Annotated in this window: 29 protein-coding genes; 20 read left to right on the top strand and 9 right to left on the bottom strand. The window is 70.4% G+C overall.

Features of this window, described 5'->3' with window-relative positions:
• Nucleotides 1-119: 119 nt before the first annotated feature.
• From secY to ACX1D3_RS14340, 6 genes are all read left to right on the top strand, one after another.
• The gene (secY, locus tag ACX1D3_RS14365) at nucleotides 120-1,433 is read left to right on the top strand and encodes a preprotein translocase subunit SecY (RefSeq protein WP_458994498.1); all 1,314 of its coding nucleotides are present in this window, start codon (nucleotides 120-122) and stop codon (nucleotides 1,431-1,433) included.
• On the top strand, nucleotides 1,430-2,011 hold the full coding sequence (locus ACX1D3_RS14360) for an adenylate kinase (protein ID WP_458994497.1): 582 nt from the start codon (nucleotides 1,430-1,432) through the stop codon (nucleotides 2,009-2,011). Before secY ends, ACX1D3_RS14360 begins: the two co-directional genes overlap by 4 nt.
• Nucleotides 2,008-2,826 carry a type I methionyl aminopeptidase gene (gene map, locus ACX1D3_RS14355; protein ID WP_458994496.1) on the top strand — a complete coding sequence of 273 codons (819 nt, stop codon included), beginning with the start codon at nucleotides 2,008-2,010 and terminating at the stop codon, nucleotides 2,824-2,826. The genes ACX1D3_RS14360 and map overlap by 4 nt, the downstream gene beginning before the upstream one ends.
• 63 nt (nucleotides 2,827-2,889) lie before the next feature.
• The gene (locus ACX1D3_RS14350) at nucleotides 2,890-3,252 is read left to right on the top strand and encodes a DUF1707 SHOCT-like domain-containing protein (RefSeq protein ID WP_458994495.1); all 363 of its coding nucleotides are present in this window, start codon (nucleotides 2,890-2,892) and stop codon (nucleotides 3,250-3,252) included.
• Nucleotides 3,253-3,296: 44 nt separating this feature from the next.
• Complete coding sequence (locus tag ACX1D3_RS14345; RefSeq protein WP_458994494.1) at nucleotides 3,297-4,199, top strand: neutral zinc metallopeptidase; 903 nt, start codon at nucleotides 3,297-3,299, stop codon at nucleotides 4,197-4,199.
• Nucleotides 4,196-5,293 carry a neutral zinc metallopeptidase gene (locus ACX1D3_RS14340; RefSeq protein WP_458994493.1) on the top strand — a complete coding sequence of 366 codons (1,098 nt, stop codon included), beginning with the start codon at nucleotides 4,196-4,198 and terminating at the stop codon, nucleotides 5,291-5,293. Before ACX1D3_RS14345 ends, ACX1D3_RS14340 begins: the two co-directional genes overlap by 4 nt.
• Before the next feature lie 3 nt (nucleotides 5,294-5,296).
• Here the strand turns inward: ACX1D3_RS14340 and ACX1D3_RS14335 are convergent, their stop codons facing one another.
• Nucleotides 5,297-6,445 (bottom strand): carbohydrate kinase family protein, encoded by a 1,149-nt coding sequence (locus tag ACX1D3_RS14335; RefSeq protein WP_458994492.1) that lies wholly within the window; start codon nucleotides 6,443-6,445, stop codon nucleotides 5,297-5,299.
• Between the two features lie 115 nt (nucleotides 6,446-6,560).
• Here ACX1D3_RS14335 and ACX1D3_RS14330 point away from each other — a divergent pair, with 115 nt between their 5' ends.
• Entirely contained in the window at nucleotides 6,561-7,940 is a 1,380-nt protein-coding gene (locus tag ACX1D3_RS14330) for a family 4 glycosyl hydrolase (protein WP_458994491.1), read from the top strand.
• Nucleotides 7,941-7,947: 7 nt separating this feature from the next.
• Here ACX1D3_RS14330 and ACX1D3_RS14325 read toward each other — a convergent pair whose 3' ends face one another.
• Nucleotides 7,948-8,229 (bottom strand): YciI family protein, encoded by a 282-nt coding sequence (locus ACX1D3_RS14325; RefSeq protein ID WP_458994490.1) that lies wholly within the window; start codon nucleotides 8,227-8,229, stop codon nucleotides 7,948-7,950.
• Nucleotides 8,230-8,351: 122 nt separating this feature from the next.
• Between ACX1D3_RS14325 and infA the strand changes: the two genes are divergently transcribed.
• The 11 genes from infA to ACX1D3_RS14270 all read left to right on the top strand — a co-directional run bounded on the left by infA (nucleotide 8,352) and on the right by ACX1D3_RS14270 (nucleotide 16,328).
• Nucleotides 8,352-8,573 (top strand): translation initiation factor IF-1, encoded by a 222-nt coding sequence (gene infA / locus ACX1D3_RS14320; protein WP_068749455.1) that lies wholly within the window; start codon nucleotides 8,352-8,354, stop codon nucleotides 8,571-8,573.
• A 271-nt stretch (nucleotides 8,574-8,844) separates the two neighbouring features.
• The gene (gene rpmJ, locus ACX1D3_RS14315; RefSeq protein ID WP_020575560.1) at nucleotides 8,845-8,958 is read left to right on the top strand and encodes a 50S ribosomal protein L36; all 114 of its coding nucleotides are present in this window, start codon (nucleotides 8,845-8,847) and stop codon (nucleotides 8,956-8,958) included.
• Between the two features lie 249 nt (nucleotides 8,959-9,207).
• Nucleotides 9,208-9,582: a 30S ribosomal protein S13 gene (rpsM, locus tag ACX1D3_RS14310; protein WP_458994489.1), complete on the top strand. Its 375-nt coding sequence runs from the start codon at nucleotides 9,208-9,210 to the stop codon at nucleotides 9,580-9,582.
• A 36-nt stretch (nucleotides 9,583-9,618) separates the two neighbouring features.
• Nucleotides 9,619-10,029 (top strand): 30S ribosomal protein S11, encoded by a 411-nt coding sequence (gene rpsK, locus ACX1D3_RS14305; RefSeq protein WP_458994488.1) that lies wholly within the window; start codon nucleotides 9,619-9,621, stop codon nucleotides 10,027-10,029.
• Nucleotides 10,030-10,061: 32 nt separating this feature from the next.
• Nucleotides 10,062-10,667: a 30S ribosomal protein S4 gene (gene rpsD / locus ACX1D3_RS14300; protein ID WP_458994487.1), complete on the top strand. Its 606-nt coding sequence runs from the start codon at nucleotides 10,062-10,064 to the stop codon at nucleotides 10,665-10,667.
• Nucleotides 10,668-10,779: 112 nt separating this feature from the next.
• Nucleotides 10,780-11,802, top strand: a complete 1,023-nt coding sequence (locus tag ACX1D3_RS14295; RefSeq protein ID WP_458994486.1) for a DNA-directed RNA polymerase subunit alpha — start codon at nucleotides 10,780-10,782, stop codon at nucleotides 11,800-11,802.
• A gap of 35 nt (nucleotides 11,803-11,837) precedes the next feature.
• Nucleotides 11,838-12,383 carry a 50S ribosomal protein L17 gene (gene rplQ, locus ACX1D3_RS14290; protein ID WP_458994485.1) on the top strand — a complete coding sequence of 182 codons (546 nt, stop codon included), beginning with the start codon at nucleotides 11,838-11,840 and terminating at the stop codon, nucleotides 12,381-12,383.
• A gap of 128 nt (nucleotides 12,384-12,511) precedes the next feature.
• Nucleotides 12,512-13,519 (top strand): ABC transporter substrate-binding protein, encoded by a 1,008-nt coding sequence (locus tag ACX1D3_RS14285; protein ID WP_458994484.1) that lies wholly within the window; start codon nucleotides 12,512-12,514, stop codon nucleotides 13,517-13,519.
• A gap of 74 nt (nucleotides 13,520-13,593) precedes the next feature.
• A complete protein-coding gene (locus tag ACX1D3_RS14280; protein WP_458994483.1) occupies nucleotides 13,594-14,613 on the top strand; it encodes an ABC transporter substrate-binding protein in 1,020 nt (339 codons plus the stop codon).
• An 18-nt stretch (nucleotides 14,614-14,631) separates the two neighbouring features.
• Complete coding sequence (locus ACX1D3_RS14275) at nucleotides 14,632-15,537, top strand: ABC transporter permease (protein WP_458994482.1); 906 nt, start codon at nucleotides 14,632-14,634, stop codon at nucleotides 15,535-15,537.
• Nucleotides 15,537-16,328 carry an ABC transporter ATP-binding protein gene (locus ACX1D3_RS14270; protein WP_458994481.1) on the top strand — a complete coding sequence of 264 codons (792 nt, stop codon included), beginning with the start codon at nucleotides 15,537-15,539 and terminating at the stop codon, nucleotides 16,326-16,328. Before ACX1D3_RS14275 ends, ACX1D3_RS14270 begins: the two co-directional genes overlap by 1 nt.
• A 64-nt stretch (nucleotides 16,329-16,392) precedes the next feature.
• Here the strand turns inward: ACX1D3_RS14270 and ACX1D3_RS14265 are convergent, their stop codons facing one another.
• The 5 genes from ACX1D3_RS14265 to trmB all read right to left on the bottom strand — a co-directional run bounded on the left by ACX1D3_RS14265 (nucleotide 16,393) and on the right by trmB (nucleotide 19,838).
• On the bottom strand, nucleotides 16,393-17,007 hold the full coding sequence (locus ACX1D3_RS14265) for a superoxide dismutase (RefSeq protein ID WP_458994480.1): 615 nt from the start codon (nucleotides 17,005-17,007) through the stop codon (nucleotides 16,393-16,395).
• 167 nt (nucleotides 17,008-17,174) lie between these two features.
• Nucleotides 17,175-17,639, bottom strand: coding sequence for a VOC family protein (locus ACX1D3_RS14260; RefSeq protein ID WP_458994479.1), 465 nt, complete (start codon nucleotides 17,637-17,639; stop codon nucleotides 17,175-17,177).
• Between the two features lie 54 nt (nucleotides 17,640-17,693).
• Complete coding sequence (locus tag ACX1D3_RS14255) at nucleotides 17,694-18,311, bottom strand: class I SAM-dependent methyltransferase (protein ID WP_458994478.1); 618 nt, start codon at nucleotides 18,309-18,311, stop codon at nucleotides 17,694-17,696.
• A complete protein-coding gene (gene truA, locus ACX1D3_RS14250) occupies nucleotides 18,308-19,126 on the bottom strand; it encodes a tRNA pseudouridine(38-40) synthase TruA (protein ID WP_458994477.1) in 819 nt (272 codons plus the stop codon). Before truA ends, ACX1D3_RS14255 begins: the two co-directional genes overlap by 4 nt.
• Entirely contained in the window at nucleotides 19,107-19,838 is a 732-nt protein-coding gene (trmB, locus tag ACX1D3_RS14245; protein ID WP_458994476.1) for a tRNA (guanosine(46)-N7)-methyltransferase TrmB, read from the bottom strand. The genes truA and trmB overlap by 20 nt, the downstream gene beginning before the upstream one ends.
• Nucleotides 19,839-19,930: 92 nt before the next feature.
• On the opposite strand from trmB, the gene ACX1D3_RS14240 reads away from it, so the two are divergent.
• Nucleotides 19,931-20,314, top strand: a complete 384-nt coding sequence (locus ACX1D3_RS14240; RefSeq protein WP_458994475.1) for a YccF domain-containing protein — start codon at nucleotides 19,931-19,933, stop codon at nucleotides 20,312-20,314.
• 9 nt (nucleotides 20,315-20,323) lie between these two features.
• Here ACX1D3_RS14240 and ACX1D3_RS14235 read toward each other — a convergent pair whose 3' ends face one another.
• On the bottom strand, nucleotides 20,324-21,028 hold the full coding sequence (locus ACX1D3_RS14235; protein WP_458994474.1) for an NRDE family protein: 705 nt from the start codon (nucleotides 21,026-21,028) through the stop codon (nucleotides 20,324-20,326).
• Nucleotides 21,029-21,101: 73 nt separating this feature from the next.
• Here ACX1D3_RS14235 and coaBC point away from each other — a divergent pair, with 73 nt between their 5' ends.
• A complete protein-coding gene (gene coaBC, locus ACX1D3_RS14230; RefSeq protein ID WP_458994473.1) occupies nucleotides 21,102-22,328 on the top strand; it encodes a bifunctional phosphopantothenoylcysteine decarboxylase/phosphopantothenate--cysteine ligase CoaBC in 1,227 nt (408 codons plus the stop codon).
• Nucleotides 22,329-22,359: 31 nt separating this feature from the next.
• Here the strand turns inward: coaBC and ACX1D3_RS14225 are convergent, their stop codons facing one another.
• On the bottom strand, nucleotides 22,360-24,441 hold the full coding sequence (locus ACX1D3_RS14225) for an elongation factor G-like protein EF-G2 (protein ID WP_458994472.1): 2,082 nt from the start codon (nucleotides 24,439-24,441) through the stop codon (nucleotides 22,360-22,362).
• Nucleotides 24,442-24,562 lie beyond the last annotated feature (121 nt).

The following is a 24,562-nucleotide window of genomic DNA, read 5'->3' as shown; positions in this document are numbered from 1 at the left end:
CGCCGCGGACCGTCGGCCGGGGACGTTTTGGTGCCCGTGCGGCGCTTGATAGGCTTCCCTGGTTGCCGTGCCGAGAGTGCACAGTGCCGTGTAGTTTCCGAAATCGAAAGTAGGGTCGGATGATCTCCGCCTTGGCCAACGCGTTGAAGACACCGGACCTTCGCAAGAAGATCTTCTTCACGCTGGGCATCATCGCCGTGTTCCGTCTCGGATCGACGATCCCGTCGCCCAACGTGAGCATCTCCCGGATCGACCAGTGCCTCGCGCTCGCCTCGCAGGGCGACTCTGCGGGCATCTACTCGATGATCAACCTGTTCTCGGGTGGGGCGCTGCTGCAGCTGACGATCTTCGCGCTCGGCATCATGCCCTACATCACCGCCTCGATCATCCTCCAGCTTCTCACCGTGGTGATCCCGAAGCTGGAGGCTCTGAAGAAGGAGGGCGGCACCGGGCAGCAGAAGATCACCGAGTACACGCGCTACCTCACCCTGGTGCTGGCCGTCCTGAACGCCACCGCGTTCGTCACTCTGGCGCGCACGGGTCAGCTGTTCCAGGGCTGCGACGGGATCCTCTACAGCGACGAGTTGCTTCCGCTGGTCACCATGGTGATGATCATGACCGCCGGCACCGCCGTCATCATGTGGATGGGTGAGCTCATCACCGAGCGCGGCATCGGCAACGGCATGTCCATCATGATCTTCACGCAGATCGCGGCCAGCTTCCCCGCCGGACTCTGGTCCATCAAGCAGAGCCACGAGGGCGTCACCGGGTGGTTCCTCTTCTTCCTCGTCATCGGCATCGGGCTCCTCGTGATGCTGGGCATCATCTGGGTCGAGCAGGGCCAGCGCCGGATCCCGGTTCAGTACGCCAAGCGCATGGTGGGGCGCCGCCTCGTGGGCGGGTCCACCACCTACATCCCTCTGAAGGTCAACCAGTCCGGCGTCATCCCGGTGATCTTCGCCTCGTCGATGCTGTACCTGCCCGTGCTGTTCGCGACGTTCCGCCCCGAGGGAGCGGTGTCGGAATGGATCCAGGCCAACTTCACCGGACAGGGCGGGCAGTCCTGGATCTACAACCTGGTGCAGTTCTTCCTGATCATCGCGTTCTGCTACTTCTACGTCTCGATCACCTTCAACCCGGAGGAGGTCTCGGACAACATGAAGAAGTACGGCGGCTTCATTCCCGGCATCCGGGCGGGCAAGCCCACCGAGCGCTACCTCGCCTACGTGCTGTCGCGGCTGACGGCCCCCGGGTCCCTCTACCTGGCCACGATCGCCCTGATCCCCACCATCGCCTTCATGGCCGTGGGCGCCCAGCAGAACTTCCCGTTCGGCGGTACCTCCATCCTCATCATCGTCGGCGTGGCGCTGGACACGGTGAAGAAGATCGAGAGCCAGCTCCAGCAGCGCAACTATGAGGGCTTCCTGCGGTGAGGCTGCTGATCATGGGGGCCCCCGGGGCGGGCAAGGGGACGCAGGCCACGGCGCTGGCGGAGCGCTACGGCGTGCCTGCCATCTCCACCGGTGACATCTTCCGGCACAACATCAGGAACCAGACCCCGCTCGGGATCAAGGTCAAGGAGATCATCGACGCGGGGGAGTACGTCCCCGACGACGTGACCGAGGAGATCGTCGCCGACCGGCTGGCGGACCCGGACTGCGAGCCCGGCTTCCTCCTCGACGGGTTCCCCCGGACGATGCACCAGGTCTTCTTCCTCGACCGGTATCTCGCGGAGCGCGGTCAGCAGTTGGACGCCGTGGTCTCCCTGCACGTCGAGCCGGAGGCCCTGGTCATGCGGCTGCTGGCGCGGGCCGAGATGGAGGGCCGCGCGGACGACAACGCCGACACCATCCGCCGCCGCATGGAGGTCTACGCCGGCCAGACCGCGCCGCTGCTCTTCCACTACGAGAACAAGGGCCTGCTCGTCGACGTCGAGGGTACGGGCACCGTCGACGAGGTGCGCCAGCGCATGTTCGACATGGTCGACGCCCACGCGGGTGCCACCCGGTGATCATCGAGGTCAAGTCCACCGCCGAGCTGAGGTTGATGCGCAAGGCCGGGCTGGTCGTCGCCGAGGGCCTGGAGGCCATGTGCGGGGCCGCCGCGGCGGGGGTCACCACGGCTGAGCTGGACGCCATCGGCCGCGAGGTCCTCGCCCGCAACGGGGCCGAGTCCTCCTTCCTCGACTACGGGTCCATGTGGGGCAACGGGTTCCCCGGCGTGGCCTGCATCTCCGTCAACGACGAACTGGTGCATGGCGTGCCCGGGGAGCGGGTCCTCCGCGAGGGCGACCTGGTCTCCATCGACTTCGGGGCGATCGTGCAGGGGTGGCACGGCGACGCCGCGCGCACCATCGTCATCGGCGCCCCCAGCCCTGAGGACCTGGCGCTCATCGACGCCACCCGCGAGGCCATGTGGGCCGGTGCGAGGGCCATGCGGGCCGGCGGCCGGGTAGGTGACGTGTCCCGGGCCATCGAGGACTACGTCAAGTCCCTGCCCGTCCGGTACGCGACGCTGCGCGAGTACACCGGGCACGGCATCGGCTCCGAGATGCACATGGAGCCGGATGTGCCGAACTGGTACCGCCGTCGGCCCACCCCGAAGCTGGCCGTGGGGATGGCGCTGGCCATCGAGCCGATGCTCACCACCGGGCTGCACCAGACCGTCGAGCTCGACGACGGCTGGACCGTCGTGAGCCGCGACGCGTCCCGCGGCTCGCACTGGGAGAACACGGTGGCCGTCACCGAGCACGGACTGTGGGTCCTCACGGAGCCCGACGGTGGAGCCGAGCGACTCGGGGACCTGTTCGGCCCGCTCGCCGACTGAGCGGGTGCACGCGCGCCTCCGCCGGCGCCTCCCCTGCTTGGCGGCCCAGCCTATGATGGCGGCATGGCGCTCCCTCCGTCCTCGAAGTACCTGCAACGCGCGGCCGATCCGGTCGACGAGACGGAGCGCGAGTCCCTCACCGCCAGGCTCAACGCGGCCTACGGCGACGGACGGATCTCGCACGACGAGTACGCGCAGTCGATGGACGTGGTCTACGCGGCCCGCACCCTGGGAGACCTCGTCCCGGTCATCGAGCACCTGCCTGCGGCCGCCGTCGACGTGCCGGCCATCGTGCAGCAGGGAGGGCCGCCGGCCGGCCGGGTCACGGAGGCCCGGAACCTGATCCCGCTGGCCGTCGGCGTGGGCGTCGTGGGTGTGGCGCTCGTCGCCATCCTCATGCTGCTCCTGGTGGTCACCTTCCTCTGAGCGGGCGGGGTGACGGGAATGCGCCGGGCCGGGGGAGGCCGCTGATGGACGGGTGGCACATCGAACCGCCGGAGCCCAGGCCCTCCCGCCCCATGAAGCTCGGGATCGCCGTGCTCGCGCTGGCGGTCGTGGTGTCGCTGGTGGGCGTGACCTACACCGTCGTGACGGGCGCCGTCCCCGCCGTCGAGGCCGGCCCGGGGGCGCCCGAGGCGCCGCTGGCGGGCCCCGGCGGGTGGACCCTCCCGGACCGCCAGTGGCCACCGCTGCCCCCGCCGGACCCGGCGTCTCCGTGGGCGGCCGCCCAGCAGACCCCACTCGACGGCGTGGCCCCGGTGACCCTGCGGGGTTGCCCTCCGCCCGCGACCACCCCAACCGAGGAGGCGTGGCGCGCGGCGGTGACGGCCCAATGGGACTGCGTCCACGCGGCCTGGGAGCCGGTCCTGCTCGACCTCGGCTGGCCCACCACACGTCCCGCCGTGGAGTTCTTCACCGGCGAGGGTTCGGAGAGCGGCTGCGGGTACCTGGAGGCGCCCGCCTTCTACTGTTCATCGGGCGACGGCGTGGCGCACTTCGGCGAGGGCCACCTGCGTATGGCCCAGTCCTGGGACCTCGCGGTCAACGAGATGGTCAACCACGAGTACGGCCACCACCTCCAGCACCTCGCAGGCATCACCGACGTCAAGCTCTCCCTCCCACCCGACAGCGGCCTGGAGCGCCGCTCCGAGCTCCAGGCGATCTGCTGGTCGGCGATGATGACCGCCCACAACGACCAGGTGGGGCTCAACGAGACCACCTACGCCTCCTGGTTGTCGCGGCTGGACAGCATGCTGGTGGACGGGGTGCACGGCAGCAGGGAGTCGATCCAGCACTGGGGGCTGAGGGGGCTGTACGCGCACACGGCCGGAGACTGCAACGCCTGGGTGGCGCCGCCGGAGGCGGTGGCATGAGCACGGGCCCCGGCTGGCAGCGTCCGCGGATGGGCGGTCCTCAGCGGTGGGCACCCCCGCCCGCGCAGCGGTGGGGACCCCCGCTCCCGCAGCGGTGGGCGCCCCCGCCCCCGCCGCGGCGCTCCGGGGGTGCCGGGGTGGTCCTCCTCGTCCTCCTCCTGCTCGGAGGGGTGGGCCTCTTCGCGGCGGCGGCCTTGTTCGGGGCCGTCTCCGAGCTGGCCTCACCAGAGCCGCCGGCGGTGGTCCAGCCCGAGGCCACACCCTCCGACGAGGCGCCCCCGCCGCCCGACGAGCCCACCACCGAGCCGGGCGAGCCCACCGTCGAGCCGGCGCCCCCCTCGGAGCCGGTCGCCCCGCCGACCCCCCCGGTGGACGAGGTGGGACTCCCGGCGCGTGAATGGCCGCCCATCCCGGGGCCGACGTCGACCAACCCGGACTGGGTGACACTCCAGCAGAGCGCCCTGTATGCGCCGCCCATCCCCACGTTGGCCGGCTGCCCCGCGCCGGGCGTGGTGGTGAACATGGCGGAGCTGGAGGCTGCAGCCGGGGCGCAGGTGGCCTGCCTGCAGGCCGCGTGGAAGCCCACGCTGGCGAACCTGGGCTACAGCACGCAGGACATCCCGGTGTTCTTCTACGCGGGGGAGCGGGTGGAGACCCCGTGCGGCGAGGTCTACGCCCCGGCGCTGTACTGCTCGGCGCAGGGCGGCGCCATCTACTTCGGCGAGGCCACGCTGAACGGGGCCGCCTGGCACGCCTTCGGCGTCAAGGACATGGCCGGCCACGAGTACGGACACCACCTCCAGTCGGAGGCGGGGATGTTCATGGCCGAGTACTCGGTGGGCGGCGACAACGAATCGGCGCGGAGGCTGGAGCTCCAGGCCACCTGCTTCGGCTACGCGATGATCGCCCACGACCCGTCGTTCACGATGACCCGCGGCGTCTTCGACTCCTTCGAGCCCTACCTGAGGGCCGTCGTCGAGGACGGCATCCACGGGTCCAAGGACTCCGTGGCGACGTGGGGCCTCAGGGGCCTGTATTCGTCGTCGCTGGGCAACTGCAACACCTGGACGGCGCTGCCGGGCGACGTGGACTGAGAATCAGGGGTGGCGCCGGCCCGCGTCGGAGGCCAGCGCGAACGTGCCCTGCGCCCTGCGGACGCCCAACACGGGGTGGTCCGGGAGCAGGTCGCGCAGGAACTCGTAGTCGCGCAGCACGTAGGCGGCCCTGAGGTCGCCCCCCGCCGCGCGGGCGGAGGCGAGCCCCCACCAGTCCGCGATGTCGCCCCAGCCCGGGGCCGCGAGCGAACCGCCGAACTGGCGCACGGCCAGTGACGAGGTCAACGCGGCGAACCTCAGCCGGTGCTCCAGCGGCCACCCCGCCAGGGTGCCGAGGACGATCGACGCGGCGAAGACGTCGCCCGCCCCGGTGGGGTCGATCGCCTCCGTCGTGACTGCGGGGCAGTAGGCCTCCTCTCCGGACTCCTGATCGATCGCGAAGGAGCCGTTGACGCCGTCGGTCACCACCGCCAGCGGCACCAGCTCTGCCAGCCTGCGCACGGCGTCGGTGGGCCGGTCGGTGCGCGTGTAGCGCATGGCCTCGACGGCGTTGGGCGTGAAGGCGTGGCACTCGTCGAGGAGACGCAGCACCGACGGGTCCCACACCCCGGTCTCGTCGAACCCGACGTCGGCGAAGAGGAGCGTGCCGCGCTCCTTGAGGCGGTGCCACCACGGCGCCGCGTCCTTGAGGTCGACGGCGGCCGCCCGCGCAGCAGGGGCGGCCAGCAGGTTGGGCTCGAGCGATTCGGGCAGCGGATGCATGTGGGTGACCATGCCCCGGTCGTCGTGGAAGGCCATCGACACGGTGAGCGCGGAATGGAAGTTCTCGAATCGGCGCGAGGCGCTCAGGTCGATCTTCTCCTGCCCGCTCAACGTGTCCCACATCCAGTCGGCGTAGGTGTCGTCACCGAAGCCCGTGACCAGCCCCGTGCGCAGCCCCAGCCTGGCGGTCGCCGTGGCGAGGTTGGCGATGCCGCCAGGGCACGATCCCATCCCGGCGCTGCAGAGTTCCTCACCTGGCTCAGGCAGGCGCGGGAGACCGGTGAAGATGAGGTCGAAGAAGATCGTGCCGGTGGTGAGGACGTCCAGGGGCGGGTCCTGAGGGGTGCGCAGCGCCTCGAGGGGATCCCACGGCGAACACTCCTCGCACACGGTGGCGTCGTCGTCCCTGAGGTGGTCGTGCCCGGTCATGCCATGGTCCCTCTTCGCACGTCGATATGCTCGATCCTGCCACGCCACGGGGGACCGGATCGCCCGCACCGGAATCCACCCGCCCCCGTGAGCGGCAAGAAAGGGTCGCCGCCACATGAAACTCGTGATCCTCGGCGGGGGCGGCTTCCGCGTCCCCCTCGTCTACGACGCCGTGGCCACCAACGCGCTCGCCGCCGCCGGGCGCGCCGCCGTCGACATCACCGAGGTGGTGCTGCACGACTCGTCGGCCCCCCGGCTCGAGGCCATCAGCCGGGTCGTCGCGGAGCGCGCGAGGCAACTGACCGGTCCGCCGCGGCTGCGCGTCACCACCGACCTGCGCGACGCGCTGGCCGGCGCGCACTTCGTCTTCGCCGCGATCCGGGTCGGCGGCGCGGAGGGGCGCATCGTCGACGAGCGGGTCGCCCTCGAGCTGGGCCTGCTGGGCCAGGAGACGGTCGGGCCCGGAGGCCTGGCCTACGCGCTGCGGACCGTGCCCGTGATGCGTCACGTGGCCGAGGTCATCGCCGAGGTGGCCCCCCAGGCGTGGACGATCAACTTCACCAACCCGGCGGGCATCGTCACGCAGGCGATGCGCGCGGTGCTGGGGGAGCGGGTCGTGGGGATCTGTGACACCCCGATCGGCCTCGTGCGTCGGGTGTCGCGGCTGCTGGGCGTCTCCCTCGAGCACGACCGGCACCGCGTCGAGTACGACTACGTGGGCCTCAACCACCTGGGCTGGCTGCGCTCGGTGAGCGTCGACGGCGTGGACCGGCTCCCCGGGCTCCTCGCCTCGGACGACTCGCTGGAGCACATCGAGGAGGCGCGGCTCCTGGGCAAGGACTGGGTTCGGGCGATGGGAGCGTTGCCCAACGAGTACCTCTACTACTACTGGAAGACCGACGAGGCCGTCCGCTCCGTCCGCGCGGCCGGAGAGACCCGGGGCCAGTACCTCAACCGCCAGCAGGGGCGCTTCTACGAGGACGTGGCCTGCTGCGATTCGCCCCTGGCCCTCTGGCAGGAGGCCCTCCACGAGCGGGAGGCCACCTACATGGCGGAGGCCCGCGAGGGCGACGAGGCCAGGCACGACGAGGACGTGGCCGGCGGCGGCTACCAGGAGGTGGCCCTCCGCCTCATGACCGCCCTGGCCACCGGTGAGCCGGAGCGGATGATCCTGGACGTCGCCAACGGCACCGGCACGCGCCGCATCATCCCGGAGCTGCCGGACGACGTGGTGGTGGAGGTCGGCTGCGTCGCCGACGGACAGGGCGTCCACCCCCTCCCGGTCGCCCCGCTCACCCTCCAGCAGCTGGGTCAGATGAGCAGCCTCCGCGCCTCGGAGCAGGCCATCGCGGAGGCGGCCCTGACGGGGAGCCGGGAGAAGGCCTGGGAGGGATTCTCCATCCATCCGCTGGTGGGGTCACCACGGCTCGGGAAGGCCCTCCTCGACGGCTACGCTGCGGCCCACCCGTCGATATCGGCGCTCGTCGGGGGGTAGCAGGGGATCAGGCCAGCGAACCCAGGACCGGGTTCCACTCCTCGATGGAGCGCTCGGCGATCAGCTCGGCCGTCCAGAAGGGATCCTCGTCCAGAAGCTCCTCGATCTCGGTGACCGAGTCCCCGTTGAAGATGAGCAGGGCGCCGGGGAGATCGCTGCCGACGTACGGACCGCTGGCCACCAGCGCAGAGTCGAGCAGCGACGAGAGGTAGGCCCGATGCGCCGGCCGCTCCGCGTCCAGGGCCCGGGGGTCGTCGGTGTAGGTGTACTGGACCACGAAGTAGCTCATGGTCACAGGGTAGCGATCGGCCGCCGCCCGCGACGTTTGGCCTTGCCGGGCGCGCGGCGTAGAATAGCCGATTGGTACTAACCGGCGCGCATGGGGCGGGCCGGCGCAACGAGAGAGAGTACATGGCGAAGAAAGAAGGAGCCCTCGAGCTCGAGGGCACCGTGGTCGAGGCCCTGCCCAACGCGATGTTCCGCGTGGAGTTGGCCAACGGCCACAAGGTCCTCACGACCATCAGCGGCAAGATGCGCCAGCACTACATCCGCATCCTGCCCGCGGACCGCGTCGTGGTCGAGCTGTCCCCCTACGACCTGACGCGCGGACGCATCGTCTACCGTCACAAGTGAGCGGTGCGGCACGACGCACCCCCAGGAGAAGGGCATCGCCGGAACCCGGCGGCGCCCTTTTTTCGTGCCCGCAGCCGACGCCCCATGCCTTGTCGGCCCGGCACTTGCGGCGGGCGTCCCCGTTTTGGTATCCCGCCCACTCGTCGCGTAGAGTGGTGCGTCGGTCGTCTGTGCCCGGACATGTCCGCATGTCCAGCATCTCCGACCAAGCTCATCCACCACAAGATTGGGCGCGTCCGCGCTCCCAGTCGCTGATTGAAAAGGTTGCTCGATGAAGGTTCAGCCGAGCGTCAAGAAGATCTGCGACAAGTGCAAGGTCATCCGCCGGCACGGTCGTGTGATGGTGATCTGCGAGAACCCTCGCCACAAGCAGCGCCAGGGCTGACCAGGGGCCTCCGGGCCACTGGTACGCAGAACACCGCGGGACGGGTCGATCGCCCACTCCGCCGACAACTTCAAACAACGTGAACGCAAGGACCCTCCCGGGTCCCCAACCCCTGGGCGAAGGCCAGGGCCCCGTCGGTGCAGCACAGCACCACAGGCGACGGGGACGCGTCACGCCACACACCTTCGCGGTCCTCGACCGGGCTCACCAGTGGGCCAGGACCGGAAACTTAAGAAAGGTAACCGCCTGATGGCACGCCTCGTTGGTGTTGACCTCCCGCGCGAAAAGCGCCTGGAAGTCGCACTCACCTACATCTTCGGCGTCGGGAAGACCCGCGCCGCCGAGACCCTCGCCGCCACTGGCATCAGTGGCGACATCCGAGTCCACCAGCTCACGGAGGACCAGCTCGTCGCCCTGCGCGACCACATCGAAGGCCAGTACGAGATCGAGGGTGACCTCCGTCGTACCGTCGCCGCCGACATCCGCCGCAAGGTCGAGATCGGCAACTACCAGGGCCGTCGCCACCGCAGTGGTCTGCCGGTCCGTGGTCAGCGCACGCGCACCAACGCGCGCACTCGCAAGGGCAAGAAGAAGGCCGTCGCTGGCAAGAAGAAGGCGCGCTAACCCGCGCCCCTCTGCAGGACTTAGGAGAAAGACTCAATGGCTACTGCAAGCCGCAAGGCGGCCGCCGCCAAGACCAAGGTGCGCCGCAAGGAAAAGAAGAATGTGCTCGCCGGCCAGGCGCATATCAAGAGCACCTTCAACAACACCATCATCTCGATCACCGATCCCACGGGTGCTGTGATCGCCTGGGCCTCCGCCGGCACCGTCGGCTTCAAGGGCTCCCGCAAGTCGACCCCGTTCGCCGCGCAGATGGCCGCCGAGGCCGCCGGCCGCCGTGCCATGGAGCACGGCATGAAGCGCGTCGACGTGTTCGTCAAGGGTCCCGGCTCCGGCCGTGAGACCGCGATCCGCTCGCTCGGGGCCGTCGGCCTCGAGGTGGGTGCCATCTCCGACGTGACCCCGACGCCGCACAACGGCTGCCGTCCGCCCAAGCGCCGTCGCGTCTGATCGCCTGAGAGAGAAGAAGGACTAGCAAGATTATGGCTCGTTACACCGGCCCTTTGACCAAGAAGTCTCGTCGCCTCGGGACCGACCTGGTTGGCAACGACAAGGCCTTCGAGCGCCGTCCGTACCCCCCGGGTGTGCACGGCCGCGGCCGCACGAAGGATTCCGAGTACTCGCTGCAGCTCAAGGAGAAGCAGAAGGCCCGCTTCGCCTACGGCGTGCTGGAGAAGCAGTTCCGCCGCTACTACGAGGAGGCCGACCGTCACCCCGGCAAGACCGGTGACCGTCTGCTCCAGATCCTCGAGTCGCGTCTCGACAACGTCGTGTACCGCTCCGGCTTCGCGTCGACCCGCCGTCAGGCCCGCCAGCTCGTGGTCCACGGCCACTTCCTGGTCAACGGCCAGCGCGTGAACATCCCGTCGTACCGCGTCCGCGCGCACGACATCATCGACGTGGCCGAGAAGTCGCTGACCATGACCCCGTTCGTCATCGCCCGTGAGACCCACGGCGACCGCACGGTCCCCGCATGGCTGGAGGCCCGCCCCAACCGGATGCGCATCCTCGTGCATCAGCTCCCCGTCCGCGAGCAGATCGTGGTGGACGTCCAGGAGCAGATGATCGTCGAGCTCTACTCGAAGTAAAACCCAGGGCCGGAGATCGGCCGGAGCGATCCGGCCGGTCTCCGGCGCCACCCGGCCCTGCGGCCACATTCGCACCATCAGATAGCGGTTGGTGCGGGAAGGATCACCGAAAATGCTCATTGCACAGCGCCCCACCCTCGCCGAGGACGTCGTCTCCGAGTTCCGTTCGCGGTTCGTCATCGAGCCGTTGGAGCCCGGCTTCGGCTACACCCTCGGCAACTCGCTGCGTCGCACCCTCCTGTCGTCCATCCCGGGCGCCTCCGTGACCAGCATCAAGGTCGAGGGCAACCAGCACGAGTTCTCCACCCTCACCGGCGTCGTCGAGGACGTCACCGAGATCATCCTCAACCTCAAGGGCCTCGTGCTCTCGTCGGAGGAGGACGAGCCGGTGGTCATGTACCTCCGCAAGGCCGGCGCCGGCACCGTCACCGCGGGCGACATCCAGCCCCCGGCCGGTGTGGAGATCCACAACCCGGAGCTGCACATCGCCACGCTCAACGAGAACGGCAAGCTCGAAATGGAGCTCGTCGTCGAGCGCGGACGCGGCTACGTGTCCAGCGTGCAGAACAAGAACCCTGACGCCGAGATCAGCCGCATCCCCGTGGACTCGATCTACTCCCCGGTGCTCAAGGTCACCTACAAGGTCGAGGCCACCCGTGTCGCGCAGCGCACCGACTTCGATCGCCTGATCATCGATGTGGAGACCAAGCCGTCGATCGCCCCGCGCGACGCGATGGCCTCCGCCGGCCGCACGCTGGTCGAGCTCTTCGGCCTGGCCCGCGAGCTCAACGTCGACGCCGAGGGCATCGAGATCGGCCCGTCGCCCGTCGACGAGCAGATCGCCGAGTCCCTCAACCTCCCCGTCGAGGATCTCGAGCTGTCGGTCCGGTCCTACAACTGCCTCAAGCGCGAGGGCATCCACACCGTGGGCGAGCTCGTGGCCCGCAGCGAGGAAGACCTGCTCGACATCCGCAACTTCGGCTCCAAGTCGATCGACGAGGTCAAGGAGACGCTGGCCGGCCTCGGCCTCGCGCTCCGCGACTCGAACCCCGGCTTCGATCCGATGCAGGCCATCGAGCGCTACGACGAGGACAACGACGAAGACGCTGACTTCGCCGAGACCGAGCAGTACTGACCGCCCACCGCACTATCTCTGGAGACTCTTAACTCATGCCCAAGCCAACCAAGGGCGCTCGTCTGGGCGGCAGCCCGACCCACGAGCGCATCATCCTGCGCAACCTTGCCACCCAGCTGTTCGACCACGGCCGGATCACCACCACGGAGACCCGCGCCCGCCGCGTGCAGCCGCTGGCGGAGAAGCTGCTGACGAAGGCCAAGCGGGGAGACCTGCACGCCCGTCGTCTCGTGCTCGCCTCCGTCACGGACAAGGACGTCGTCCGTCGCCTGTTCGACGAGATCGCGCCGTCGCTCGAGGGTCGTGAGGGTGGCTACACCCGCATCACCAAGATCGGCAACCGCAAGGGCGACAACGCCCCCCTCGCCGTGATCGAGATCATCACCGAGCCCGTCGTGGCCAGGCCCAAGGCCAAGAAGGCCGCGGAGCAGCCCGTGGCGAAGGCCGAGGAGACCCCGGCCGCTGCCGAGGAGGCCCCGGCCGACGAGGTTGAGGTCGAGGAGACCGAGGTCGCGGAGGAGGCTCCCGCGGACGAGGCAGCCGCGGACGAGGCAGCCGTCGAGGAGACCGACGCCAAGTAAGGCGCACACCGGAAAGGGCCCCCGCAGCGGGGCCCTTTCCGCATTCCCGGGGCCTGTGCCCGACGCCCCGGTTGCGGCCCGTCGGAGCGGCGCCGATAAGGTGGGGCGACATCGAAGGAGGAGACGCGATGGTGCGGAAAGCAGTTGTGGGCGCGGCCCTGGCCCTGAGCCTGCTGGTGGGCGGGTGCGCGACCGGGACCTCGAGCGTGCCGGCGACGGACAGCGGAGCGCCCGGGAGCGAGGCGTCGAAGCCGAGCGTCTCCATCGGCGCGGTGACGATCGTCTCCCACCCCTCGCTCGACCAGGTCTACGAGGGCATCCGGGAGGGACTGGCAGAGGCGGGCTACGTGGAGGGTGAGAACCTCACGCTGGACTTCCAGAATCCGCAGGGGGACCAGGCCACGCTGGCCAACATCGCCAACACCTTCGCGGCATCCGACAAGGACCTCTTCGTGGCTCTCGCCACCCCACCGGCCCAGGCCCTCGCCCAGGTGATCCAGGACCGCCCCATCGTGTTCGCCTCGGTGACCGATCCCGTCGCGGCGGGGCTCGTGGAGTCGATGGACAACCCTGGGGGCAACGTGACCGGCACGAGCGACCAGCTGCCCACCGACGAGCAGCTCGCGGTGATCCAGCGGATCATGCCCGACGTGAAGACCGTCGGCATCGTCTACTCTTCGGCCGAGGTCAACGCTCAGGTCCAGGCCGAGGCCGCCGTCGAGGCCGGGGCAGATCTCGGCATCGAGGTGAAGACGGCCACCATCACCAACTCGTCCGAGGTGCAGCAGGCCGCCGAGTCGCTCGACGTCGACGCCTACTTCGTCCTGGTCGACAACACCGTGGTCTCCGCGATGGAGTCCATGATCCAGGTGGCCGAGCAGCGGCAGCGGCTCCTCGTCACCTCGGACCCGGACTCGGTCCAGCGCGGCGCCGCGGCCGCGCTCGCCACCGACTACAAGGCCCAAGGGCTGCAGACGGCCGGCATCATCGCCCGCATCATCGAGGGCGCGGACCCGGCCGGCACGCCAGTGGAGCTGCAGGAGAGCCTGCAGCTGGTGGTCAACCCCGCGGCGGCCGAGCGCATGGGCCACACCATCCCCGACGACGTGCTGGCCGAGGCCGACATCACCTACTGACGTGGACCGCGCGCCGGCGGCCGGCGCGCCGTCACTAGGCTTAGCCACCTGCGAACCAGTTTCCAAGGAGAATCATGAAGCTCAAGGCACTCGCGATCGGCGCCGTCGGCGCCCTCGCCCTCACCGCCTGCGCCGGCACGACCCCGTCGACGTCGGCCTCCGCTGACGCCACGGCCGCGTCCAGCTCGGCCTCCGGCCCGGCCGCGCCCGAGTCGATCAAGGTGGGTGTGGCCACCATCGTGTCGCACCCGGCGCTCGACGCCGCGCAGCAGGGATTCATCGACGCGCTGGCCGAGGCGGGCTACGTCGAGGGGGAGAACGTGGAGTTCGACCTTCAGAACGCGCAGGGCGACCAGTCGACGCTGACCAACATCGCCAACACCTTCGCATCCTCGGACTACGACGGCTTCCTCGCCATCGCCACGCCCACCGCCCAGTCGCTGGCCAACGTGATCACCGATCGCCCGATCGTGTTCGCCGCCGTGACGGACCCGGTCGCCGCCGGCCTCGTCGCCTCCTGGGATGCCCCCGACGCCAACATCACCGGCGTCTCGGACCTCAACCCGATGAAGGAGCAGCTCGAGCTGATCAAGGAGGCGCTTCCCGAGGTGGCCTCCGTCGGCATCGTCTACTCCTCCGGCGAGGTCAACTCCGAGGTCCAGGTGGCCGAGGCCGAGAAGGCCGCCGCCGACATGGGCATGGAGATCAAGAAGGCGACAGTCACCAACTCCTCCGAGGTGCAGCAGGCGGCCGAGTCGCTCGACGTCGACGCCTACCTCATCCCCACCGACAACACCGTCGTCTCTGCGGCCGAGTCGCTGATCCAGGTGGCCGAGCAGAAGCAGACGCCCGTCTTCGCCTCCGACGAGTCGACGATGGAGCGCGGCGCCGCCGCCGGCCTGTCGGTCAACTACACCCAGCAGGGCAAGGACGCAGCGGCCGTCTTCCTCAAGCTCCTCGAGGGCACGCCCGCCTCCGAGATCCCGGTGGAGACGCAGACCGAGTTCGACCTGTTCGTCAACCCTGCCGCCGCGGAGAAGCAGGGCCTGACCCTGCCCGAGAGCATCGTCTCGCGCGCCACCAAGCAGTTCTGACCGACGAGGCCTGAGCCCATGATCATCGCGTTCGAGATCGGACTCCTCTACGCCGTCATGGCGTTGGGGGTGTACCTCACCTACCGGGTTCTGGACTTCCCGGACCTCACGGTGGACGGCTCGTTCACGACGGGGGCGGCCACCTGCGCCATCCTCATCGTGAGCGGTGCCCCGATCGCGCTCGCGATGGCGGCGGGGGTGGTGGCCGGCATGATCGCCGGCGCCGTCACCGGGCTGCTGCACGTGTGGGGGAAGATCAACCCGCTGCTGGCGGGCATCCTCACCCAGATCGCGCTGTACTCGATCAACCTGCGCATCATGGGCAACAAGGCCAATGTGCCGCTCCTGCGGCAGGACACGCTGTTCTCCGGCCTCCGCGCCGAGGGGGTGCTGGGCACGTGGGCGTCGGTGGCGATCTTCGCCGTCGTCGTCTTCGTCATCGGCGCACTCGTCTACTGGTTCCTGGGAACCAGCTACGGCGTGGGCATGCGGGCCACGGGCGACAACGAGCTGATGGCCCAGTCCCAGGGCATCAACACCGGGACCACGAAGATCGTGGGGCTGATGCTGTCCAACGGTCTCGTGGCGCTCTGCGGCACGCTGGTGGCGCAGTACCAGGGCTTCTCCGACATCTCGATGGGCATCGGCCTCATCGTCGCCGGCCTGGCCTCGGTCATCGTCGGCCAGGCGATCTTCGGGCTCACCGCGGTGTGGCAGGCCGTCATGGCCGCGGCGCTCGGCTCGGTGCTCTACCGGGGCGTCATCCAGATCGCGCTCAACAATGGATTCAACCCCAACGACATGAAGCTCGTCTCGGCGGTGCTCGTGGTGCTCGCCCTGGTGCTTCCGGCCTGGGGGCCGCTGCGCCGGCTGCGGTCGCAGCGCAGGCGCGCCAAGGCCCTCACAGAAGGGGCGGCCGCCTGATGCTCAAGCTCGCAGGAGTCACCAAGCGCTTCTTCCCCGGCACCGTCAACGAGCGGGTCGCGCTCGACAACCTGACGCTCACGCTCCACGAGGGCGACTTCGTCACGGTCATCGGCTCCAACGGGGCGGGCAAGTCCACCATGCTCAACGTGGTCGCGGGCAGGTACCTGCCCGAGAGCGGCCGGGTACTCATCGACGACCGCGAGGTCACGAAGATGCCCGAGCACCGGCGGGCCAGGTGGGTGGCCCGCGTGTTCCAGGACCCCATGGCCGGGACGTCGCCCCACCTCACCATCGAGGAGAACCTCTCCATCGCCTTCGAGCGCGGAAAGCGTCGCGGCCTCGGGATGGCGGTGACCAAGCCGAAGCGGGCGCTGTACCGTGAGGCGCTGACCACCCTGGAGCTCGGGCTGGAGGACCGGCTGCAGATGCGCGTCGGCATGCTCTCGGGCGGTCAGCGACAGGCGCTGAGCCTGCTCATGGCCACCTACGCGCAGCCGTCGATCCTGCTGCTCGACGAGCACACCGCCGCCCTCGACCCGTCCCGGGCGGAGCTGATCACCCGCCTGACGGGGGAGGCGGTGGCCAGGCACCGGCTCACCACGCTCATGGTGACCCACAACATGCACCAGGCCATCGAGCTGGGCAACCGGCTGATCATGATGCACGAGGGCAGGGTGGTCCTCGAGGTCGACGAGGCCGCGAAGAAGTCCATCACCGCCGAGCACCTGCTCGAGGAGTTCTCCAAGATCAAGGGCGCGGCCCTCTCGGACCGCACGCTGCTGGACTGAGCCCGACACGCGCCAAGGGGCCCCGGGGACGAATCCCCGGGGCCCCTTCGCGTGCGGCCGAGCGTCAGGCCAGCGCGGCCGAGGCCGCCTTCGTCTTGGCGAAGCGCTCGGTGACATCGGCCCAGTTGACCACGTTCCACCAGGCGTTGACGTAGTCGCCCTTGACGTTCTTGTACTGCAGGTAGAAGGCGTGCTCCCACATGTCGAGCTGCAGCAGCGGGATCTGCCCGGCGGGCAGGTTGCCCTGCTGGTCGAACAGCTGGTTGATGTTCATCCGCCGGCCGAGGGTGTCCCACACCAGCATCGACCAACCGGAGCCCTGGATGCCGTTGGCCACCGCGTTGAAGTGCTTCTGGAACCCCTCGAACCCGCCGAAGAACTCGTCGATCGCCGCGGCGAGCTCGCCGTCGGGGCGGTCCCCGCCCTCGGGCGACATGTTCTTCCAGAACACCGAGTGGTTGATGTGGCCGCCGAGGTGGAAGGCGGCGTCCTTGCTCAGCTTGTTGACCGCGCCCAGGTCACCCTTCTCGCGGGCGGCGGCGAGCTGCTCGAGGGCGTCGTTGATGCCCTTGACGTAGGCGGCATGGTGCTTGCTGTGGTGCAGCTCCATGATTTCGGGGGCGATGTGCGGCGCGAGAGCGCTGTAGTCGTAGTCGAGATCGGGGAGGGTGTAGGTCATAGCTCACTCCTTCAGCTGAACGGTTCGCGCCTGGGGCGCGCTGACAGTGTCATCCTATGCCGGAACGATAGTTTGTGCTTCAACTATGCCGGGGAGTCCGGGGATCGCCCCGGTCATCACGTCAGGTCGGCGGCGCCTGGGCCCCTACCGTCATGCGTGGGCGTGGGTCAGTCGAGGCAGAACTCGTTGCCCTCGGGGTCGCGCATGACGATGAAGCCGTGGCTCATGGGCGGGTCCGGCTCGAACCTCTCGACGCGCGTCGCGCCCAGGGCGACGAGGCGTGCCGCCTCCACCTCGAGGGCCGCCATCCGCTCCTCGCCGCGGAGGCCGGGCGCGGCTCGCACGTCGATGTGGAGCCGGTTCTTCGCGGTCTTGGGCTCCGGCACCTTCTGGATGTAGATGCGGGGGCGCACGCCGTCGGGATCGACGATCACGAAGGCGTCGTCCCAGCGCTCCTCGGGGAGGCCGGTGGCGGCGAGGAACTCGAGCCAGGCGGCGACCGTGTCCTCCGTCGATCCCATGCTCCCCCCTGGGGGCGGATCGACGGCGTAGCCGAGCACCTCGATCCAGAACAGGCCGAGCGTCCGGGGGGACGCGGCGTCGAACGTCAGCTGCAGGGCGGGCTTGTGCATGCTGCTCCCTTCCACGGGCTCAGCCTGCCACGCCGCGCGGGCGTCGGGGAGGTTTCAGGAGGCCGAAGGGGCGGTTCCCGAGCGCCCTGGGGAGACCTCGAGGATGCGGAAGCCCTTGGCGGAGGCCACCCTCTCCGTGGGGTAGCCCTGGTCGATGAGCCAGCTCTGCAGCGAGTCTCCGCCCAGGTTCTTGCTCACCACCATCCGGGCCACGCCGTCGGGCGCGAGCCGCGGCAGCCAGGTGAGGAGGAGGGCGTGGAGGGCGTCCTTGCCGATGCGGATGGGGGGATTGGACCAGATCTGGGCGTAGGCGGTGTCCGGGGGCACGGCCTCGGGCGCGGTGGCCCGGACGCGGTCCGCGACGCCCGCCTCGGCGGCGTTGACCGCGGTGAGCTCCACGGCGAGCGCGTTGACGTCGACGGCGTCGACGGTGACCGCGGGCCCGGCCACGGCCAGGCCCACCGCGATGGGGCCGAAGCCGCATCCGAGGTCGAGGAGATGCCCGTGCTGGGGAGGCTCGAAGGTGCGCAGCAGGATGGCGGTCCCGGGGTCCAGCCGCGACCCCGAGAACACCCCTCCCGCCGTGGTGAAGGTGAGGTCGTGGCCGAAGATGGTCGCGGTGATCCGGCGCGTGTTGACCGGACCCTCCGGGGTGTGGAAGTAGTAGCTCACGCGTCCTCCAGGGTGCGCACGGCCCGGGAGGCGACGGCGCGGGCGGCGAGGTCCTCGTCGGCGGGGTAGCCGACCTCCTCCAGGGTCAGGCCGCGGGCCGGCATCACCAGCACCTCGCCGTGCCGCGCGCGCGAGGATGCGACCTGCCCCAGCCAGGCGAGGTCGCGCCGGCCCGCCGCGACGGCCGACAGCGCCCCGACGAGGGAGCGGACCATCGAGTGGCAGAAGGCGTCGGCGAGGAGATGGATCTCGATCGTGCCGTCGTCCAGCCTGGTGGCGCTGAGCTCCCGGAGATCGCGGATAGTGGTGGCCCCGTCGCGTGGCTTGCAGAAGGGCGCGAAGTCCCGCAGGCCCAGGAGTGTCGCGGCGGCCCCGTTGAACGCCTCCAGGTCCAGGCCGTGGCGCAGCGGCACGACGTGGCGGCGCATGAGCGGGTCCGGGGGGGTCTCGGCCGCGATCACGCGGTAGCAGTAGCGGCGCCAGAGCGCGGAGAAGCGGGCGTCGAACCCCTCGGGGGCGCGGCGGACGGACTTGACCGTCACATCCCTGGGGAGTGCCCGGCGGAGCCGGCGGTAGAGCTCGGCGACGACGGCCGCGTCCTCCGGGAGGGGGACGTCGACGTGGCAGACCTGGCCGCGGGCGTGCACGCCCGCGTCGGTGCGGCCGGCGACCACCAGCGTGGGCTGCCCGGGAAGGCGGAGGAGCTGGCCGATCCTCTCCTCGAGGACCTCCTGCACGGTCCGCAGCCCCGGCTGGGTGGCCCAGCCGTGGAACTCGGTGCCGTCGTAGGCGAGGTCAATCCTGAGCCGCATCAACCCTCCGGTAGGTCAGGTCGAAGACGTGACGCCCGGCCGCCAGCCCTCTCGACTCGTACTTGGTCAGCGGGCGCTCCGCCAGGCGGGGCGCCCAGCCGTCGTGCTCGTTGACGAGCCCCGGGGCGTCGTCGAGATGCTCCCGCATCCACAGCGCGTAGTCCTCCCAGTCCGTCGCGAGCCGCCACAGGCCGCCCGGTTCGAGCTTGGCCGTGACCACGTCTGCGAAGTCCGGGCCCACGAGGCGCCGCTTGTGGTGGCGCTTCTTGTGCCACGGGTCGGCGAAGAAGGTCCAGAGCTCGCTGACGGAGCCGTCCTCGAAGAGCTGCTCCAGGCCCTGGGCGCCGTCGGCGACGACCATCCGCACGTTGGTCAGCCCTGCGCGGTCGATCTTCCCCAGCGTGGAGGCGACGGCGGGCTCGAACACCTCGAACGCCACCACGTTGGCCCCGGGGCGGCCCGCGGCCATGGGGACGAGCGAGTCGCCGGCGCCGGAGCCGATCTCCACGATGATCGGGGCCCGGCGCCCGAACTCGTCCGCCCAGTCGACGGTGGCGCCCTCGGCGATGGAGGTGGAGAGCTCGCCGCGGGGCACCTCGACGACGTAGGCGCCCCGGTGCCGCTCCCAGGACCTGGCCTGGGACTCGTTCATGCGGGCGCTCCGACGCACGAAGCTCACCACGTCGCGGTGCAGGCGGGGAGGCAACGGATCCACCGGACCACTCTAGTGGCCTCGGGCCGCCCGCCCCACGGGCCCTGGCCCAGGCGCATACGCTTGTCAGTGTCGGCCGCGCTACAAGGAGAAACATGCGCACACTGCTCAACATCATCTGGGTCGTCTTCGGCGGGTTCTGGCTCGCCCTCGGCTACTTCGTCGCCGGCGTGATCGCCTGCATCTTCATCATCACCATCCCGGCCGGCGTCGCGTCCTTCAGGATGGCCAACTACGTGCTGTGGCCGTTCGGCCGCAGCGTCACGAGGCGGCCGGAGGCCGGCGCCGGCTCGGCGATCATGAACGTGCTGTGGTTCGTCATCGCCGGATGGTGGCTCGCCCTGGCGCACGTGGCCGCCGCCCTGGCGCAGACCCTCACCATCGTCGGCATCGCCAACGCCTACGTGAGCCTCAAGATGATCCCCGTCACGTGCTTCCCGTTCGGCAAGCAGATTGTGGACAACGGCACCATCTTCTGACACCCGCCCTCACAGGTCGGGGTGGTTCCACCGCCCCGGCCTGGCGAGGGTGCCGGTGGTCACGGCCACCCCGGACGGGTCCAGGGAGGCGACGGCGACGAGCAGGCTGAGGGTGGGGTAGCCGTGCGGGCGGTTGTCGCGGATGATCGCGCGGTCGTCGGTGGCCTCCAGCCCGGCCGACTCCGCCAGGACCCCCAGCCACGCCTCCCACCAGGGGCTGGACGCCCCGTCATCTGTGGGGGTGGCGGCGAACTCCGGGAGCCACGACGCGATCCTCGGCGTCGCCGGGTCGTCGACGTCGTCGTGGGCCACCATGTGCGTGCCCGGGCTGAGGTCCGCGATCCTGGGCTCCCCGCCCTCCCATGACGTGACCCGCGCGCCGGCAGCATGGGCCTCCACGAGGTTGAACCCGAGCGTGGTCAGGGGACTGGGCAGGGGGAGCCCGGCCAGCGAGTCCAGCACGAGCGACCCCCGCGAGGTGGGCACCGGCACGTCCGCGCCGCCGGCCCTGTTGAGGAGCACCGACAGGCGCGCGTCGTCGGCGGCCAGCCAGGCGCCGCCGGCCAGCTCGTCGAGCACCCCGCGGACGCGGGGGAGGCGGGGCCACCACGCGCCCAACGGGCGCCAGGGGCGTGCCGGGTCCTCGTCGCGGACCGCCAGCACGCGGACAGGGCCTGCCCCCGGCTCGGGCACCCGGATCACCACTGTGCACATGCCTGGAACAGTACCCGCGGCGCGAACCCCGATCGGCTGTGCCGCGGGCCCCCTGCCTGGGAGAATCGGGCGCATGGTCATCGTCGTGGGAGTCACGGGCGGCATCGCCGCCTACAAGGCAGTTCAGCTCGTCCGCCTCTTCGTGCTCGACGGGCACGAGGTGCACGTCGTCCCCACCGACGACGCACTCCGGTTCGTCGGGCGGCCCACCTGGGAGGCCATCTCGCGCAACCGGGTGACCACGTCCGTGCACGACGACGTGCCCGAGGTCCGCCACGTGGCGCTCGGCCGGCGCGCGGACCTGGTGGTGGTCGCGCCCGCCACCGCCAACACGATCGCCGCCATGGCGGCCGGGCTCGCCTCAGACCTGCTCGGCACCACGCTGCTCGCCACCGGCGCGCCGGTGCTCATCGCGCCCGCCATGCACACCGAGATGTGGTTGCACCCGGCGACGGCGGCCAACGTGGCCACCCTCGCCGCGCGGGGCGTACACATCGTCGGGCCCGCCGACGGCCCCCTCACCGGCGGCGACTCCGGGCCTGGCCGCATGAGCGAGCCGGAGGACATCCATGCGGCCGCCGTGCGGCTCCTGACCCCCGCGCCGGCAGATCTCGACGGCGTGACGGTGGCCGTCTCGGCGGGCGGTACCCGGGAGCCGATCGACCCGGTGCGCTACCTGGGCAACCGCTCCAGCGGCCGCCAGGGGGTGGCGCTCGCCGTCGCCGCGGCCGACCGTGGGGCGCGCGTGCTGCTCGCCGCCTGCAACATCGACGGCGAGGTCCTCCGGGACGCGCGACGGCCTGGGGTGGAGATCGTGGAGGCGGGCTCGGCCGCGGAACTGTCCGCGGTGATGCGCGAGCTCGCCGAGGCGGCCGACCTGGTGATCATGGCCGCAGCCGTGGCCGACTACCGCGTGGCCGAGGTCTCCGAAGGCAAGCTCACCAAGGAGGCGGGCGCCCCGCCGGTGCTGACGCTCGTGGAGAACGAGGACATCGTCGCGGGGCTGGCGGCCCGGCGGCGCCCCGGGCAGCTGGTCGTGGCGTTCGCGGCCGAGACGGCCACCGGCGAGGAGCTGCTGCGGCGGGCGGTCAGGAAGCGCAGGCGCAAGGACGTGGACCTGCTCGCCGTCAACGAGGTGGGCTGGGACAAGGGCTTCGAGGTGGCGGAGAACCGGCTGCTGTTCCTCGACGCCCGCGACGAGGTGATCGCGGAGGCCTCCGGCAGCAAGCGGGACGTGGCCGACGCGCTGCTCGACGCGGCCCGTGGACTCCTCGGACGCGGACCGGCCGCGCGCCCCTGAGCGGGACGCGCGGCCGGCACGGCGCCTGGTGCTACTGCTTCGGCCAGAGCTCCTGAGGCATCAGCTCGTAGCCGTGGAACTCGCGGGTGAAGCTGCCCGTGCCCTGCGCGACGCCGCGCAGGTCGATGGGGTAGCTGACCAGCTCGCTCTGGGGGACGAGGGCCTCGATGGTGGCGTGGCCGTGGCCGTCGAGGTCGCTGCCCTGCACCTGGGCCCGCCTGCCGGCGAGATCGGTCAGGACGGCGCCCATGAACGAGTCGCCGGCCGTGACCCTGACCCGGTCGATGGGCTCCAGCAGCCCCACCTTCCCGGGGCCGGCGGCGTCGCGGAGGGCGAGCTGGCCGGCCACCTGGAACGCCATGTCGGAGGAGTCCACGGAGTGCGACTTGCCGTCGTACAGGGTGACCCGCACGTCCACCATGGGCATCCCGAACGTGGTGCCGTGCGCGAGCTGCTGCTCGAGGCCCTTCTCCACGGAGCCGATGTAGGCGCGCGGGACCGAGCCGCCCACCACCTTGTCCACGAACTCGAAGCCGCCGCCGCGGGGGAGAGGCTCCACCTCGATGTCGCACACGGCGAACTGGCCGTGCCCGCCGGACTGCTTGACGTGGCGGCCCTTCCCCTTCGACGGCGACACGAACGTCTCCCGCAGCGCCACCCGCACCGGCTCCTCCTGGAAGCCCACCTGGTAGCGCTCGCGGAGCCGCGACAGCAGCAGGTCCTTGTGGGCCTGCCCCATGACCCAGAGCAGCTGCTGCTCGGTGTCGGCGTTGCGCTCGAGGTGCACCGTCGGGTCCTCCAGCGCGAGGCGGTGCAGCGCCGAGGCGAGCTTGTCCTCGTCGCCGCGGCTGGCGGCGTGGATGGCCACCGGCAGCTGCGGCGAGGGCAGCGCCCACGGCGGCAGCAGCGCCGGCCGGGCCGGATCGGAGAGGGTGTCCCCGGTCTCGGCCTTCGAGAGCCGGGTGACCGCGACGATCTCACCCGCGATCGCCACGGGCTTCGCGACGATCTCGCCGCCGAGCGTGACGCTCATCGGCCCGATGCGCTCGTCGTCGTCGTGATCGGGGTGCATGGGATCGGCCTCGCCGCCGAACAGCTCACGGTGGCCGGAGACGTGGACCACGTCGTCGACCTTGAGCGAGCCGCTGAAGATGCGCACCAGGCTGGTGCGGCCGGCGAAGTTGTCCGACGTGGTGCGGATCACCTGCGCCACGAGCGGGCCGTCCGGGTCGCACGACGGCGCCGGGAGCGTGGCGCCGTTGGGGGTGGTGATCGGCGGGATGTGGTGCGACGCGGGGGCGGGGAACCCGCGCTCGATCCAGCGCAGCAGCTCCTCCGTGCCCTTGTCCGACGTGGTGTGGGCCGGGAGCACGGGGAAGAACCTGCCCGACTCGACGGCGGCCAGCAGCGCCGCGTGCACCTCCTCGGCCGCGAGCTCCTCGCCCTCGAGGTAGCGCTCCATCAGGTCCTCGTCCTGCACCTCGGTGATGATCGCCTCGAGGAGCGGCGCCCGGCGGTCGTCGATCAGCGCCAGCTCCTCCTCGGTGGCGTCCCGCGACACCCGGCTTCCCGATGAGTAGTCGTGGGCGCGCTTGTTGAGCAGCGACAGGTTGCCGACGTTCTCCCCTCCGATGTCGAGGGGGATGAGCGCCGGGATGATGTTCTCGCCGAACGTGTCCTGGACCACGGAGACCATGAGGTCGAAGTCTGCGCGGCCCTGGTCCAGCTTGGTGATGGCGATGATGCGGGGCATCTCGACGTCCGCGCACTCGTGCCAGAGGGCGATGGTGCCGGCGTCGATGTCCTCGCCGGCCGCGACGACGAAGATCGCCGCGTCGGCGGCCCGGAGGCCCGCCCGCAGCTCGCCGACGTACTCCGCGTGCCCGGGGGCGTCGAGGAGGTTGATCTGCACGTCGTTGGTCGGGATCGAGGCCAGCGTCAGCGATGCCCCCCTCTCGGGGGTGTCTTTCTCGCCGCGGTAGCCCTCGATGCGGGCGCGCAGAAGATGTTCGAACAGGGTTGTCTTTCCCGAGCCGCTGGACCCCACGAGGACGACGTTGCGGACGTCACTGGGTGCCGAGACGGCGATCTGGGGACTCGTCTTTGAGGCCATGGCCTTACGTTAGACCCCTCGTGAGCGCAGAATGGGCGGACCCCCGCAAATCGCCCTCGTGGCGCGGGGCGCCGGCACCGGAGCTGATTTGCCCGCCCACGCCGCCTCGACGTAAGCTAGG

The organism is Tessaracoccus yangjingae (genome assembly GCF_054483935.1).
Note: the sequence above shows the minus strand (reverse complement) of the source record. Positions and strands in the feature narration are given on the sequence as shown.